Source organism: Actimicrobium sp. CCI2.3 (assembly GCF_035019065.1).
Taxonomy (GTDB): Bacteria; Pseudomonadota; Gammaproteobacteria; order Burkholderiales; family Burkholderiaceae_D; genus Actimicrobium.
Genome location: NZ_JASJWR010000009.1, coordinates 54,444 through 69,453 on the forward strand (window position 1 = coordinate 54,444; position 15,010 = coordinate 69,453).

12 protein-coding genes are annotated in these 15,010 nt (G+C 59.9%); 7 read left to right on the top strand and 5 right to left on the bottom strand.

Annotation, left to right across the window (positions count from 1 at the left end; genetic code table 11):
- Positions 1–5 precede the first annotated feature (5 nt).
- The gene (locus tag QN370_RS07125; protein ID WP_322129070.1) at positions 6–3,530 is read right to left on the bottom strand and encodes a response regulator; all 3,525 of its coding nucleotides are present in this window, start codon (positions 3,528–3,530) and stop codon (positions 6–8) included.
- 307 nt (positions 3,531–3,837) lie between these two features.
- Between QN370_RS07125 and pyrE the strand changes: the two genes are divergently transcribed.
- Together pyrE and QN370_RS07135 are read left to right on the top strand one after the other, a co-directional pair.
- Complete coding sequence (pyrE, locus tag QN370_RS07130; RefSeq protein WP_322129069.1) at positions 3,838–4,503, top strand: orotate phosphoribosyltransferase; 666 nt, start codon at positions 3,838–3,840, stop codon at positions 4,501–4,503.
- 21 nt (positions 4,504–4,524) lie between these two features.
- Positions 4,525–5,145: a DUF4124 domain-containing protein gene (locus QN370_RS07135; protein WP_322129068.1), complete on the top strand. Its 621-nt coding sequence runs from the start codon at positions 4,525–4,527 to the stop codon at positions 5,143–5,145.
- Between the two features lie 9 nt (positions 5,146–5,154).
- Here the strand turns inward: QN370_RS07135 and gatB are convergent, their stop codons facing one another.
- Genes gatB through gatC form a run of 4 tightly spaced genes read right to left on the bottom strand, consistent with a single transcriptional unit; the run spans position 5,155 to position 8,941 of the window.
- Entirely contained in the window at positions 5,155–6,615 is a 1,461-nt protein-coding gene (gene gatB, locus QN370_RS07140) for an Asp-tRNA(Asn)/Glu-tRNA(Gln) amidotransferase subunit GatB (protein WP_322129067.1), read from the bottom strand.
- A 29-nt stretch (positions 6,616–6,644) separates the two neighbouring features.
- Entirely contained in the window at positions 6,645–7,151 is a 507-nt protein-coding gene (locus tag QN370_RS07145) for a hypothetical protein (protein ID WP_322129066.1), read from the bottom strand.
- A gap of 8 nt (positions 7,152–7,159) precedes the next feature.
- Positions 7,160–8,617: an Asp-tRNA(Asn)/Glu-tRNA(Gln) amidotransferase subunit GatA gene (gatA, locus tag QN370_RS07150; RefSeq protein WP_322129065.1), complete on the bottom strand. Its 1,458-nt coding sequence runs from the start codon at positions 8,615–8,617 to the stop codon at positions 7,160–7,162.
- Positions 8,618–8,626: 9 nt separating this feature from the next.
- A complete protein-coding gene (gene gatC / locus QN370_RS07155; protein ID WP_322129064.1) occupies positions 8,627–8,941 on the bottom strand; it encodes an Asp-tRNA(Asn)/Glu-tRNA(Gln) amidotransferase subunit GatC in 315 nt (104 codons plus the stop codon).
- Between the two features lie 263 nt (positions 8,942–9,204).
- Here gatC and QN370_RS07160 point away from each other — a divergent pair, with 263 nt between their 5' ends.
- The 5 genes from QN370_RS07160 to rodA all read left to right on the top strand — a co-directional run bounded on the left by QN370_RS07160 (position 9,205) and on the right by rodA (position 15,002).
- On the top strand, positions 9,205–10,248 hold the full coding sequence (locus QN370_RS07160) for a rod shape-determining protein (protein ID WP_322124036.1): 1,044 nt from the start codon (positions 9,205–9,207) through the stop codon (positions 10,246–10,248).
- Positions 10,249–10,365: 117 nt separating this feature from the next.
- Positions 10,366–11,340, top strand: a complete 975-nt coding sequence (gene mreC, locus QN370_RS07165) for a rod shape-determining protein MreC (protein WP_322129063.1) — start codon at positions 10,366–10,368, stop codon at positions 11,338–11,340.
- Positions 11,337–11,849 (top strand): rod shape-determining protein MreD, encoded by a 513-nt coding sequence (gene mreD / locus QN370_RS07170; protein ID WP_322129062.1) that lies wholly within the window; start codon positions 11,337–11,339, stop codon positions 11,847–11,849. Before mreC ends, mreD begins: the two co-directional genes overlap by 4 nt.
- Positions 11,850–11,898: 49 nt before the next feature.
- Positions 11,899–13,899, top strand: a complete 2,001-nt coding sequence (mrdA, locus tag QN370_RS07175; protein ID WP_322129061.1) for a penicillin-binding protein 2 — start codon at positions 11,899–11,901, stop codon at positions 13,897–13,899.
- A complete protein-coding gene (gene rodA, locus QN370_RS07180) occupies positions 13,896–15,002 on the top strand; it encodes a rod shape-determining protein RodA (RefSeq protein WP_322129060.1) in 1,107 nt (368 codons plus the stop codon). Before mrdA ends, rodA begins: the two co-directional genes overlap by 4 nt.
- The last annotated feature ends 8 nt before the right edge of the window (positions 15,003–15,010 follow it).

Here is a 15,010-nt window from a genome sequence, read left to right on the forward strand (position 1 = left end):
CCTGATCAGTCCGCGTTCACACCGGTGTCGTGCGATCGTCTCGCTGTTGCAAGGCCTTGCGCAACGAACTGATGCAGTTGTTGCAGCGCGACCTGCAGTTCAGCGAGCAGGACCACGGCCGTTTCGCGATCGCCATCGAGCAGAACCACCTCGGTGGCACTGGCCACCCTGGCCAGTTGCTCGGCGCCCAGAACACGGGCGCTGCCGGACAAGCCGTGCGCCAGTGCCGCCGCGCTGGCGGTATCGCCGTCACCCAGCAGGCAATGGGCTTGGGCGATGTCATCGCTGGTCGAACGCAGGAATTGCTGCAACAAGGTCGCGAACTTCTGGTCGTCGCCACCGAAGCTGCGCAACGCATGCGCACAATTGAGGATCGCCAGCGCGGCCGTATCGTCGCCGCCGGCAGTCGTTGTCATGGTGAACTGACCCGGGCTGTTCGTCAGGCCGTTGAGCATCGCCAGCAAATCGCTGACGTCGAGTGGCTTGGCAATGACTCCGGACATGCCGGCTTGCCGAAAGGACTCGCGGTCCTGGCGTCGCGCCGAGGCGGTCAGCGCAATAATCGGCAACAGGGCCATGCCAGGTTCGCCGCGCATCACACGGGTCGCCTCATAGCCGTCCATGACGGGCATCCGGATATCCATCAGTACCGCAGCAAACGGCGATGCGTGCCGTGTCACCGACTGACGCAGCGCCTCCACTGCCGCCTGTCCGTTGGATGCCAGTTCCACGCTGGCACCGGCACCGGTCAGGGTCTGCTCGATCACGATCTGGTTGATCAGATTGTCTTCTGCCACCAGAAAATGCATCCCGGCGAGACGCTCGTCCTTGTTCGTCGTGGTCAGTGCCGAAAACATCGTGCCCAGTTCGCCCAGGCAAGCTTGTCGTATGGTGTCGATCAGTGTTGCCGTTAGCAACGGCTTGGCTGCGATGCGATCGATACCCAGATCAGCGGTGGCGGCGGCAGCCTGTTCCAGTTTCCCCATGGGTGCCAGCAAAATGGTTGCCGGTAACAGCAGGCCGTCGATGGCATGGGCTTGCTGCAACAGCTCTGCGCCGTTCATGCCGGGCATGTCCCAGTCCAGCAGCATGACATCATGGTCTTCACCGGTTGCCGCGCTGCGCTGCAGTTCGGCCAGCGCGCTGGCACCGCTGTCGCACGTGGTGACGTGCCAGCCGGCGGCGATGCAGGGTCGCGACAGCAATGTCCGTGCCTTCGGATGGTCATCGACGATCAGCACGCGTAACCCGGCCAGCGGTCGCGGTGCCGTACCCGGCAATCCGGCACGCGCAAGTTCGACGCAGAAGCAGAACGTGCTGCCCTGGCCGGGTGTGCTGTCCACGGTGATGGTGCCACCCATCAGGTCGGCCAGTCGTTTGCTGATGGCCAGGCCCAGTCCGGAGCCGCCGTAACGGCGGGTCGTTGACGTGTCGGCTTGGGTAAAGTGCTCGAAAATAGTGGTCTGCTGGGCCAGCGGTATGCCGATGCCGGTATCCCTGAAAACAAATTGCAACGCGACCCTGCTGGTGCCAACAGCCTGGCAGCGCAATTGCATCACGATGGTGCCGGTGTCGGTAAATTTGACCGCATTGCTGGTCAGGTTCAGCAGGACTTGCTGGAGCCGCATGCTGTCGCCGACCAGCATGTCGGGAACGTCGGGAGCGATGTCAAAACAGGCTTCGACCGGTTTGTCGCCCAACCCGATGCCGATCACCGTGGCCGTGGTGCGCAGGATCGCGTCCAGCGAAAAGGCCTGATGTTCGAGTTGCAGCTTGCCGGCTTCGATACGGGAAAAATCCAGGATGTCATCGATCATTATTTGCAATGCTTCGGCCGAAAGCAGGATCTTGTCGGCATGATCGCGCTGACGCTGACCCATCGGCGAATCCCCCAGCAGTCGCGTCAGTCCGATGACGGCATTGATCGGCGTGCGCAGTTCGTGGCTCATGGTGGCGAGGAAATCACTCTTGGCCCGGTTGGCCGATTCGGCGGCATCCCGGGCTTGTTCGAGTTCGAGGGTACGCGAACTGACCAGTGCTTCAAGATCATTGCGGTACCGGTCGAGCTCGTTTTGCGCCCGCATGCGTTCGGTGATGTCCTGGACGGTGCCGCGCAATCCGACGATCCTGTCGCGTGAATCGCGGATCGCTTCGCTACAGTAGTGTGCCCAGAAGGTCTCGCCAGTGAGTCGACGTGCTTGTATTTCGAGCTCACACGCCTGGCCGGTGGTGGCGGTCCGGCGCAGTGCCCGTTCGAGGATGTTCCAGTCCGCGAGCGCGAACATGGTGTCTTTTTGTCCGCTAAGGACGGGAATCGTCGTGCGGCCAAACATTCTGCAGATCTCGGCTGATGCCTCGACTACCTCGCTGCCCATCGTCCAGTTCCAGCTACCCATGCGGCTCAAGCGCTGTGCCGTCAAGAGTTCGATATCGCGTTCGCGCAGCACGCGCTGGCGCTTCGCCAGCAGCCGGGCGGTGCCAGCCATGGCTAGGGCGACGTCATCGGCTTCGCGAAAGTACACCGGCGAAATCTGCATGGGTTCTCCGGCTTCCAGCGCCCGTGCCGGTGCCGTCAATGCATTGACCGAACGGGCGATCCGGTTGCCCATGAACCAGGCTAATCCGCCACCGGTACCAAACATCAGCAGCAAGACCAGTCCGAAGAGCGAAATGCGTTGCTGCAAGTCGTCTTCGAGGATGGAGCGCGGCACCCCGATCGCCACATACCAGCCCGAGGCGGGAGCACGACTGAGCACGCTGCGCATCACCGTACCGTCTTGCGTCGTTACGTCGAACAGGTCGCTGTGGTGATCTTGCATGGCACGCCAGAGTGACGGGCTGGCAGCACTTCCGGCCGGCTGATTGCCAAAGGTCCGAGCAACGATTCTGCCCTGACGATCGAAAACGCCCACTTCCCAATCCGATGGCCGCGATTGGCTTCTCAGAAAGGCATCGAACTTGTCGGTGAAGATGCTGATACCGAGGCTGTAGGTAACTTTGCCATCGATGAATACAGGCACATCGACACTGGTGAGGGTGCGGCGAGCAAGTGCGCCCACATAAACGCCTGAAACGACAGGTCGGCCGCTGGCAAAGACTTGTCGTACCAGCTCCGGGTTGGCATGCATTGGCAGCGCAGTACCATAGGGCCTCTGCGTATTGAGCAGTTGCTGACCATTACCGTCGCTGAGAACTACCTGCGAACCGAGGTCGGATTTTTGTAATACCTCGGTCAACTGGCGATGCAGCGCGGGGAAATCGCTTCGCGTGAAATGACCGGATGTGGCCAGTGCCTCGGCAACCTTGCGCGCATCAAGTAATTCATTGTCAATCGCCAGTGCCAGGCTTTTTGCTATGCGGCTTGCTTCCCGCTCCAGCTCCTGTTGTTCCTGACGGTACTGGCGATAGATCAGCGTGGTTACCCCGATGATCCCGGGTAGCAGGACTGTGAGCACCAGCAACAGCAACAACGAGCGCACTGACCAGCGCGGGCGATGACGGTGCGGAGCAGGAATGACGTTAATCGTCACCGGATCAGGCGGAGTGTCAATGGAACACCTATTTACAGAAGAAAGACGCAAGCATGAGGTTGCCGGATGGTATAAAGAAAAAAGCAATAGATGGTTGCATGTCGACATCATTGCACAGGTTTCCCTCATCGCCGTCCTGTCTGTGATGTTTGCTGAAATTTTTAGGTCATAACTTCGGATTTCCGGGCATAACTCTTGCTGCCGTTCAACGAATCTGGCGGAGATCGCATTAAAATGGCGGGGCACCACCTCATACTGACCAAAATCGGTCAGCACTACCCAGTGCGGCCTGTCTCAAAGGGAAAAAATGAACAATTTACGTCAGCAATTCATCGCGTTCGCTGTTGACAGCGGCGTCTTGCGCTTCGGCGAATTCGTCACCAAGGCAGGGCGGTTGTCACCGTATTTTTTTAATGCGGGAGCGTTCAACGATGGGGCCACGCTCGGCACGCTGGCGCAGTTCTATGCGCAGTCGCTGCTCGACGCCGGGATTGAATTCGATATGTTGTTCGGTCCGGCCTACAAGGGCATCACGCTGGCCTCAGCGACTGCCGTGGCGCTGGCCGGCAAGGAGCGCAACGTACCGTTTGCCTTTAACCGGAAAGAAGCCAAGGACCATGGCGAAGGCGGCACGATCGTCGGTGCTGCCTTGCAGGGCCGTGTCGTCATCATCGACGATGTCATTTCTGCCGGCACCTCTGTGCGCGAATCAGTCGACCTGATCCGCGCGGCCGGTGCGGTGCCTTGCGCGGTCCTGATTGCGCTGGACCGGATGGAGCGTTCGGGCAAGGATGGTGCCCTGTCGGCCGGATCAGCGGTGCAGGAAGTGAGCCAACTTTATGGTATCCCGGTCATCTCGATCGGTAACCTGGCGGACCTGCTGGAATATCTCGGACGTGCCGATGGCCACGCCGAATTGCAGCGACACCGGCCAGCGATCAGCGCTTACCGCGAACGCTACGGTGTGGCCTAAGCCCAACTACGCGACGACGCGATGCGCACCATCACGCTAGCCCTGCTGATGTTGTTCCTGACCGGGATGCCAGGATGGGGGCTGGCGGAAATTTATGTGTGCAAGGATGTGAATGGGCGGACCATCACTGCGGACCGACCAATTCCGGAATGTGCGTCGCGCGCGATGCGTGAGCTGGGAAGCAATGGTGTCGTGCTGCGCGAGATCCCTGCGCCGTTGACAGCGGCGCAACGCAACCAGCAACAGATTGACAACGCCCGGCTGCAGGCCGATGCCGATGCCGCACTGGAGTTGCGCCGGCGTGATACCGCCATCCTCGAGCGCTTTCGTAGCGAGTTGGAAATCGAGGCAGCACGCAAGCGGGCGGTCGCCGACGTGAATGAAAAAATCCGTCAGCAACGCTACATATCGACGCTGGCCGACCAGCATTTAAAAGAAACCCTGGCCCAGGCCGCGCAGGCGACGAAGAAAAATATCGTCCCGCCACCCTTGGCACGCAAGGTCGAGCAGGCGCAGAGTGCCGTCACTTCAGAGCAGAACCTGATGCAATCGCACCAGCTCGAATTGCTCAGGGTGAACGCCTGGTTTGACGATACGCTCAAGCGCTACCGCGAACTGACAGGCAGCGCGACGCCGCGCTAGCCGGGTCGGTCAGCTGGCCAGTTTTTGTTTCAGCAGTTCGGTCAACTGGGCCGGATTGGCTTTGCCGCGCGAGGCTTTCATGGCTTGTCCAATCAAGGCATTGAAAGCCTTTTCTTTGCCGGCACGAAATTCTTCGACCGACTTCGGATTGGCAGCCAGCACCTCGTCGATGATGGCCTCCAGCGCCCCGCTATCCGAAATTTGCTTGAGCCCCATCGACTCGATCAGCTGGTCGGCCAGCAACGGTTCGACCGACCTGGCTTCCCACATTGCCGCAAAAATTTCCTTGGCAATCTTGTTCGAGATGGTGCCATCGCCGATGCGCTGCAACAGCAGCGCGAGCTGGGCCGGACTCACCGGTGCCTGGCCCGGATCGATGCCATCGCGATTGACCGCCGATGCCAGATCGCCCATCAGCCAGTTAGCTGCCTGCTTGGCCTGATCCTTGCCAACGAGTGTCGCGACCGCTTCGAAATACAGTGCCATTGCCTTCGATTGCGTGAGCACGGCCGCATCGTAATCGGTCAGGCCGAAGTCGCCGATGAAGCGGGCCCGCATCGCGCCCGGCAGTTCCGGCATCGCTGCCTTGACCTGCGCAATCCAGTCGGCACTGATGACAAGCGGCGGCAAATCGGGGTCCGGAAAATAGCGGTAATCCTGCGCGTCTTCCTTGCTGCGCATCGAGCGGGTTTCCTTGCGGTCCGGATCGTACAGCCGGGTTTCCTGCACCACGCGGCCGCCGTCTTCGATCAGATCGATCTGGCGCCGTACCTCGAAATTGATCGCCTCTTCAAGAAAGCGGAACGAGTTCAGGTTCTTGACTTCGCAACGGGTACCGTACTGTTCCTGGCCGACCGGCCGCACCGAGACATTGGCGTCGCAGCGAAACGAGCCTTCCTGCATGTTGCCGTCGCAAATGTCGAGCCACATCACCAGCGAATGCAGCGCCTTCGCATAGGCGACGGCTTCGGCTGCGCTGCGCATGTCCGGCTCGGTGACGATTTCAAGCAGCGGTGTACCGGCCCGGTTCAGGTCGATGCCGGTCATGCCCTGATAATCTTCATGCAGCGACTTGCCGGCGTCTTCTTCGAGATGCGCGCGCGTCAGTTGCACGGTGCGCAGTTCGGTCTTGCCGTCGCGCTCGAAAACAAACGACACGCGACCGCCCTGTACCACCGGGATCTCGAACTGGCTGATCTGGTAACCCTTGGGCAGGTCCGGATAAAAGTAGTTTTTACGCGCGAACACCGAGCTGGGCGCGATCACGGCATCGACCGCCAGACCGAACTGGATGGCCCGTTCTACTGCGCGCTTGTTCATCACCGGCAGCGCACCCGGCAACGCCAGGTCTACCAGCGACGCCTGCGTGTTCGGCTCGGCTCCGAAACGAATCGCCGAGCCACTGAAAATTTTGGACTGGGTGGTCAGCTGTGTATGCGTTTCCAACCCGATGACGACTTCCCATTGCATGATGATTCCTTGTTTTTATGTGCTGCTGATTACTGTTTGCCAGCCTGATCGTAGCGGCAGGTGCCGCTGTCCAGATCGATCACGATCTCCGAAAAATTGATCCGCGAGCCACACAGCGCCGGGCAGGTCGGTTTGACCTGGACCGTGTTGCCGTCGCGCTCAAGCCGGATCGTGCAATTGAGTCCGCGCTCGAAGTTGTAGCCTCGCTTGAGGCGTGCCGCGCCGCCGTCCTTCAAAGCCACCCGCCATGCCGCAGTCGAACCTTCGCCGCGGACTTCCGCCCGCAAGCCATCGTCGTCATCGATGTTGCAATCGTAGCCGTGCGTCGAGCGAAAAATTGCCGATTCCCAGCGAAACGTCTTCACGGTCGTGCCATCGAGATCGATCTCGCCGGTGTCCGCATACGTGATCGGATCGCCGCCATCATCGCTCGCCAGACTGCAGGCGAAGCGCGTCGACAGCGTCTGCGCGCCGGCGGTCGCTGCACAAAAAAACAGCAGGAGCGTGGTTGCAATGGTGGCGAGGACGTAGCGCATCGTGCGTCTCAGTCGGCCGGTTGCATCAGGTGCCAGCTGGTCGCTTGCTGGTACTGGTGAGCGATATTGAGCAACTTCGCTTCCTCGAAATAATTGCCGATCAATTGCAGGCCGACCGGCCGTTTGCCATTGATGTCGCCCTGCCCGAATCCGCACGGCACCGACATGCCCGGCAAGCCGGCCAGGCTGGTCGACAACGTGTAAATATCAGCCAGATAGTTGGCTACCGGATCATCGGCTTTTTCACCAAGGTTCCAGGCCACCGTTGGCGAGACCGGTCCCATGATGACATCGCACTGCGTGAACGCCTGCTGGAAATCCTGCGCAATCAGGCGACGGATTTTTTGGGCCTTCAGGTAGTACGCATCGAAGTAGCCATGCGACAGCACATAGGCACCAACCAGAATGCGCAGCTTGACTTCCTCGCCAAATCCTTCGGCACGGGTGCGCTTGTACATCTCGGTCAGATCGCTGTATTTCTCGGCGCGATGGCCGTAACGCACGCCATCGAAACGACTCAGGTTCGACGAGGCTTCGGCGGGTGCGATCACGTAATACGCCGGGATCGACAGCTCGGTGTTAGGCAGCGAAATATCGACCAGCGTGGCACCCAGCTTTTCGTAGTCGGCCAGCGCAGCGCGCACGGCCAGCTCGACATCGGCGGCTAATCCCGGACCGAAATATTCCCGCGGCACGCCGATGCGCAAGCCGCGCAGGTCGTTGTTGAGGTCGCGTGAAAAATCTTCATCGGGACGTTGCAGACTGGTCGAATCACGTTCATCGAAACCGGCCATGGCCGACAGCAGCAGCGCACAATCTTCGGCGCTTTGCGCCATTGGTCCGCCTTGATCGAGCGACGACGCAAACGCGATCATGCCGAAGCGCGAGACGCGTCCGTAGGTCGGCTTGATGCCGGTGATGCCGCACATCGCCGCTGGCTGGCGGATCGAGCCACCGGTATCGGTGCCGGTGACAGCCGGTGCCAGTCGCGCCGCGACCGCCGCTGCCGAGCCGCCGGATGACCCACCCGGAATGGCGTTCTTGTCCCACGGATTGCGTACCGGACCAAAGAACGAATTCTGGTTCGATGAGCCCATCGCAAATTCATCGCAGTTGAGTTTGCCCAGCGTGACCATGCCAGCCTTGCCGAGTCGTTCGACTACGGTGGCATCGAACGGGCTGGTGTAATTGGCCAGCATTCTCGAGCCGGCGGTGGCACGCCAGTCGCGCGTGACAAAGATATCCTTGTGCGCAATCGGAATGCCGGTCAGCGCGGTATGGTCTTCGCAGGCCAGTCGCTGGTCGGCGACGGCCGCCTGTTGCAGCGTCAGTTCCGGGTCGACATGCAGGAACGCGTTGAGGTCGCTGGTGTCGATGCGCGCCAGAAAGTGCTGTGCCAGTTCGGTGGCCGAGACCTGCCTGGATTGCAGCAGTGCCGACAATTGCTTGAGTGATTTGGTATGCATGGAGACTCTTTAATCGAGGACTTTGGGCACCAGGTACAAGCCGTCCTGGGTGGCCGGTGCGGGTTGTTGATACGCCTCGCGGTGGTTGGTTTCGGTGACGACATCGTCGCGCAGACGTAGCGACAGGTCGTCCGGCGTCGCGCTGTGCAGCGCAAAAATCGGATGGCTCAGCGGTTCCACGCCAGTGGTGTCGACAGCCTGCATCTGCTCGACCAGCGCGAAGATTTCATTGAGCTTGGCAAGCGATTTTTTTGCTTGCGCGTCGGTCAGTTCAAGATGGGCCAGATTGGCCAGGACAGTAACGTTCGAGAGAGTAAGCGACATGGCAGTAAGTCGCGCAGCGAGCGCGCCGGAAAATGAATCGGAAAGCACCAAAACACAATCAAAGGGCCGGTCGTTGCGGCTGGAAAAACCGCATCAGGACAGCATTTTGGCGGGTTTATAGAGGCAAATTTGCTTGAATTATAAGGTAGAATGCGGTGCGTCCTTCTGGATGGCGCCGAATCTCAGGCTGCCTCGGGTCGCGATTAAACATCACTCAACCCCATATCGAAACCGCGCACATTCGTTGCGCATCAGGACAATACATGTTTGGATTTCTCCGTAGTTACTTTTCCAATGACCTGGCGATCGACCTGGGCACTGCCAATACGCTGATTTATGTACGCGGTCAGGGCATCGTGCTCGACGAACCATCGGTCGTCGCCATCCGTCAGCAAGGCGGTCCGAACGGCAAGAAAACAATTCAGGCCGTCGGCCGCGAAGCCAAGCAGATGCTCGGCAAAGTGCCGGGCAACATCGAAGCCATCCGGCCGATGAAAGACGGCGTCATCGCCGACTTCACCGTCACCGAGCAAATGCTCAAGCAATTCATTCGCATGGTGCATGACTCCAAGCTGTTCAAGCCGTCGCCGCGCATCATCATTTGCGTGCCGTGCGGCTCGACGCAGGTCGAGCGCCGCGCAATTCGCGAGTCGGCGCTTGGCGCGGGCGCGTCGCAAGTATTCCTGATCGAAGAGCCGATGGCTGCTGCCATCGGTGCCGGTCTGCCGGTGTCGGAAGCAACCGGTTCGATGGTCGTCGACATCGGCGGCGGGACTACTGAAGTCGGTATCATTTCGCTCGGCGGCATGGTCTACAAGGGGTCGGTGCGGGTCGGTGGCGACAAATTCGACGAAGCCATCGTCAACTACATCCGCCGCAACTACGGCATGCTGATCGGCGAGCAAACCGCCGAAGCGATCAAGAAAGAAATCGGTTCGGCCTTTCCGGGTTCGGAAGTGCGCGAAATGGAAGTCAAGGGTCGCAACCTGTCCGAAGGCATTCCGCGCTCGTTCACGATTTCGAGCAATGAAATCCTCGAAGCGCTGACCGATCCGCTCAACAACATCGTCTCGGCCGTCAAGAACGCGCTCGAGCAGACTCCGCCGGAACTCGGTGCCGACATTGCCGAAAAAGGCATGATGCTCACTGGCGGTGGCGCATTGCTGCGCGACCTCGATCGCTTGCTGATGGAAGAAACCGGCTTGCCGGTGATCGTCGCCGAAGACCCGCTGACCTGCGTCGTGCGTGGTTCCGGCATGGCGCTCGAACGGATGGACAAGCTGGGGTCAATTTTCTCGTACGAGTAAGCTGGCGAAGCAGGCTGGCAAAGTCAGCCCGCCTTCGTCACGCCATGTTTTTCCCGTCGCCGTCACCGGCGCCGGTGCCACTCACCGCAAGCAGCCAGGACACCTGACAAGCATTAAATGGAATACAGCCCCCCGCCACTGTTCAAGCAAGGTGCTTCAGCACGCGTCAAAGTGGTGTTTTTCTCGCTGATTGCGATCATCTTGCTGGTGGTCGATTCGCACATGCAGTCACTGGCTTTGATCCGTCAAGTGGTGGGCACCGCGCTGTACCCGCTACAGATGGCGGCATTGTTGCCGCGCGACGCGCTCTATGGCGCGGGCGACTATTTCACGTCGTTGGCGTCGCTTGAACGCGAGAACAAAGCACTGCGTCGCGAGCAAGCGACCAACGCGCAAACGCTGCAACGCGCCCAGCAACTGTTCTCCGAGAATGCCCAATTGCGCAGGCTGCTCGGCACCAGCGAGCAGTTGCCCGTCAAATCCGTGATGAGTGAAATCCTCTATGACGCCCGCGATGTTTTCACGCGCAAGATCGTGCTGGACCGTGGCTCGCGCCACGATGTTGCGCTCGGCCAGCCGGTCATCGACGATACCGGCGTGGTCGGGCAAATCACGCGGGTTTTTCCGCTGACGTCCGAAGCCACACTGCTGACCGACAAGGACGAGGCGATTCCGGTGCAGGTCGTGCGTAACGGCTTGCGTAGCGTGGCTTACGGGCGTGGTCAGAGTGGCTTGCTCGATTTGCGCTTCATGCCGTCCAATGCCGACATCCGCAAGGGCGACATCCTGGTCACTTCGGGCATCGACGGGGTGTACCCGGGCGGCTTGTCGGTGGCAACAGTCGTCGAGGTTGAAAACAAGTCCGGCGGCACGTTCGCGACGATCGTCTGCCAGCCGTCGGCAGGCATCGATCGCCACAAGCAACTGCTGATCCTGCTGGCGCAGCCGATGTCTGCACCGCGACCGCCGCCTGACAATCCGGGCGTCAAGAAGAATGCCACCGGCAGGACGCGTTTGTCCGGTCCGGTCAAGGAATTGCCGGCACCACTGACGCCGCTGCCTGCCACGACCATCCGGAGAGCACTGCAATGAGCCAGCCGCATTACATCCTGTTGCCGGCCAGTCCGCTGTTCATCGCAGCCAGCCTGATCGGTGCTTTCCTGTTGAACCTGCTGCCCTGGGGCGGCATGGTTGGCGTGCCCGATTTTGTCGCGCTGGTGGTGGTATTCTGGAGCATCCATCAGCCGCGTAAAGTTGGTATTGGTCTGGCGTTTTGTCTGGGCTTGCTGATGGATGTGCACAATGCTTCGCTGCTGGGCGAGAACGCACTGGTCTACACGCTGCTGTCCTATCTGGCCATCATGATCCATCGGCGCGTGCTGTGGTTTCCGGTGCGCACCCAGGCACTGCATATTCTGCCGCTACTGCTGATCACGCAGGTCGTGCAGCTGGTGATCCGTTTGTGGGCGTCCGGCAAATATCCGGGCTGGCTGTTTTTTACGGAGTCACTGGTCTCGGTGGCGCTATGGCCGCTGGTGACCTGGTTGCTGCTGGCACCACAACGCCGTGCGGTCAACCGCGATGATACGCGTCCGATCTGATTGCTATTTCCCTTTTCCATTTCACCGCGTTCCTACCTCCTGAGCGGGCATGACTGAATTCAAGAATACCGAACGCGAACTGCATTTCTTCCGGATCCGGGTCGTGGTCGCGGGACTGTTTGCGTTTTTCTGTTTCAGTTTGCTGGCGGCCCGCTTTGTCTGGTTGCAGGTTTACCGGCACGATCACTACGCGGCCCAGGCCGAAGACAACCGGATTTCGGTAGTGCCGGTGGTGCCGAACCGGGGCTTGATCCTGGACCGCAATGGCGTGGTGCTGGCGCGTAATTTTTCTGCCTACACGCTTGAAATCACGCCGTCCAAACTCAAGATCGACCTCGATGAAACCATTGACCAGTTAGCTGAACTCGTCGAGATCACGACCAAAGACCGCAAGCGTTTTCGCAAGCTGCTCGAAGACAACCGCAACTTTGAAAGCTCGCCCATCCGTACCCGTCTGACCGATGAAGAAGTGGCGCGCTTCACGGTACAGCGCTACCGTTTTCCCGGTGTCGAAATCCAGGCCAGACTGTTTCGCCAGTACCCGCTTGGCGCGACGGCTTCCCATGTCACCGGCTACATTGGCCGTATCAGTTCGCGCGACGTTGCCGCGATTGAAGAGCGCGATGACAGCGCCAATTACAGCGGTTCCGACCACATCGGCAAGGAAGGCCTGGAGAAAAGTTACGAACAGCAATTGCACGGCATTACCGGCTACGAAGAAGTCGAAGTGTCGGCCGGCGGCCGTGCGGTGCGAACGCTGTCGCGCACGCCGGCCAGCCCTGGCAATAACCTGATCCTGTCGATCGATATCGAATTGCAGAAGGTGGTCGAAGAAGCCTTCGGTGATCACCGTGGTGCGCTGGTGGCCATCGAACCGGCGACGGGCGACATCCTCGCTTACGTGTCGATGCCGACGTTCGATCCGAACCTGTTTGTCGAGGGTATCGACCAGCAAAGCTGGGACCAGCTCAATACCTCGCAGGACCGCCCGCTGTTCAACCGGCCGTTGTCGGGAGCCTATCCGCCGGGCTCGACCTACAAGCCGTTCATGGCGCTGGCCGCACTCGAACTGGGCAAGCGCAAGCCAGGCGACACGATTGCCGATCCCGGATTTTTCGTGCTCGGTAACCACCGCTTCCGGGATGACAAGGAAGGCGGCCACGGCATGGTCGACATGCGCCGTTCCATCGTCGCCTCCTGCGACACCTATTACTACCAGCTGGCCAATGATCTGGGTGTCGATGCGATGCATGACTTCATGAAACCGTTCGGTTTCGGCCAGCTGACCGGGATCGATCTGGAGAACGAGCGCACCGGCTTGCTCCCTTCGACGGCCTGGAAGCGCAGCGCTTACCGCAAGCGTGAGCAGCAGCGATGGTATGCCGGCGAAACGATTTCGCTGGGTATCGGTCAGGGTTACAACGCGTTCACGCCTTTGCAACTGGCGCATGCGGTGTCGACGCTGGCCAACAATGGCGTCGTCATGAAGCCGCATCTGGTGAAGATCATCGAAAACGGCACGACACGCGAACGCACCGTCACCGTGCCCAAGGAAAGCTACCGGATTCCGCTCGACCAGGCCAATATCAACATCATCAAGGATGCCATGGTCGGCGTCACCACCGAGCAGGGCGGCACCGGATACCGGACATTCGCCAAGGCCGAATACATTTCGGCCGGCAAGACCGGCACGGCGCAGGTCATCGCGATCAAGAAAAATGAAAAGTACGATGCCTCGAAGCTCGACGAGCGGCATCACGATCACTCGCTCTACACCGCGTTTGCACCCGCCGACAAGCCACGCATTGCGATCGCGATCATCGTCGAGAATGGCGGCTTCGGTGCCGAAACGGCAGCGCCGATCGTCAAGAAGGCGCTCGATTATTATTTGCTCGGAAAACGTCCAGTCGACAAGGACAAGCCAGCCGCGCCGCTGTCACCCGAGGCCGTGGTGACCTTGAAGACGGCTGCCAAATCCAGTGGTGGTCCGCAAGCCGGTGCCGTCAAGGACAGTGATAACGGCAACAAGGATCGAGGACAAGCCCAATGATCGAAAGACGCCCGCTGTGGCCGCGCATCAAACCGTTTCTGACGGTGTTCGACGGTGCACTTGCCCTGATTATTTTCCTGATCGTCTCGGTCGGGTTAGTCACCCTGTATTCGGCGGGCATCGATTTCCCCGGCCGGGTCGAAGACCAGTTGCGCAACATCCTGATCGCCTTCGTCGTGATGTGGATCGCAGCCACGATTCCGCCGCAAACGCTGATGCGTTTTGCCGTGCCGATCTACAGTTTCGGGATTGCGCTGCTCATCGCGGTGGCCATGTTCGGTCTGATCAAGAAAGGCGCACGACGCTGGATCAACCTCGGCATCGTGATCCAGCCGTCCGAAATCATGAAGATCGCCATGCCGCTGATGCTGGCCTGGTTTTTCCAGAAGCGCGAAGGCATGCTGCGCTGGACCGAGTTCCTGATGGCCGCCATCTTGCTGGTGATCCCGGTGGCGCTGATCGCGCGCCAGCCTGATCTTGGCACCGCGCTGCTGGTGCTGGCCGCCGGGTTCTACGTGATCTTTCTGGCCGGGTTGTCATGGAAAGTCATCGCCGGCCTGTTCATCACGGTTGCCGCGAGCCTGCCGATACTCTGGACATTTCTGCACGATTACCAGCGACAGCGCGTGATGATGCTGATCGATCCGACCTCGGACCCGCTCGGCAAGGGTTTCCACATCATCCAGTCGACCATTGCGGTTGGCTCTGGCGGGCTGTTCGGCAAGGGCTGGCTCAAGGGCACGCAAGCGCATCTGGAATTCATCCCGGAACGCACCACCGATTTTATTTTTGCTGTCTATTCCGAAGAGTTCGGGTTGGTCGGCAATCTTGTCCTGCTGACTCTCTACCTGCTGCTCATTGGTCGCGGGCTGGTCATCGCGGCGAATGCCCCGACCGTTTTCACCCGCTTGCTGGCGGGTGCCATCACGATGATTTTCTTCACCTACGCGTTCGTCAACATGGGAATGGTCAGTGGTATCCTGCCCGTGGTCGGTGTACCGCTGCCCTTCATGAGTTACGGCGGCACCGCACTGGTCACGCTCGGTCTTGGCGCTGGCATCCTGATGAGCATCCAGCGGCATCGCACGCTGGTCCAAAGTTAAGGAAACTC

Bases quoted from the DNA above. Each gene is read 5' to 3' on its own strand.
- gatB (WP_322129067.1), bottom strand. From the start codon at position 6,615: ATGCAATGGGAAGTCGTCATCGGGTTGGAAACGCATACACAGCTGACC.
- QN370_RS07160 (WP_322124036.1), top strand. From the start codon at position 9,205: ATGTTTGGATTTCTCCGTAGTTACTTTTCCAATGACCTGGCGATCGAC.
- mreC (WP_322129063.1), top strand. From the start codon at position 10,366: ATGGAATACAGCCCCCCGCCACTGTTCAAGCAAGGTGCTTCAGCACGC.
- rodA (WP_322129060.1), top strand. From the start codon at position 13,896: ATGATCGAAAGACGCCCGCTGTGGCCGCGCATCAAACCGTTTCTGACG.
- mreD (WP_322129062.1), top strand. From the start codon at position 11,337: ATGAGCCAGCCGCATTACATCCTGTTGCCGGCCAGTCCGCTGTTCATC.
- QN370_RS07135 (WP_322129068.1), top strand. From the start codon at position 4,525: ATGCGCACCATCACGCTAGCCCTGCTGATGTTGTTCCTGACCGGGATG.
- pyrE (WP_322129069.1), top strand. From the start codon at position 3,838: ATGAACAATTTACGTCAGCAATTCATCGCGTTCGCTGTTGACAGCGGC.
- gatC (WP_322129064.1), bottom strand. From the start codon at position 8,941: ATGTCGCTTACTCTCTCGAACGTTACTGTCCTGGCCAATCTGGCCCAT.
- mrdA (WP_322129061.1), top strand. From the start codon at position 11,899: ATGACTGAATTCAAGAATACCGAACGCGAACTGCATTTCTTCCGGATC.
- QN370_RS07145 (WP_322129066.1), bottom strand. From the start codon at position 7,151: ATGCGCTACGTCCTCGCCACCATTGCAACCACGCTCCTGCTGTTTTTT.
- gatA (WP_322129065.1), bottom strand. From the start codon at position 8,617: ATGCATACCAAATCACTCAAGCAATTGTCGGCACTGCTGCAATCCAGG.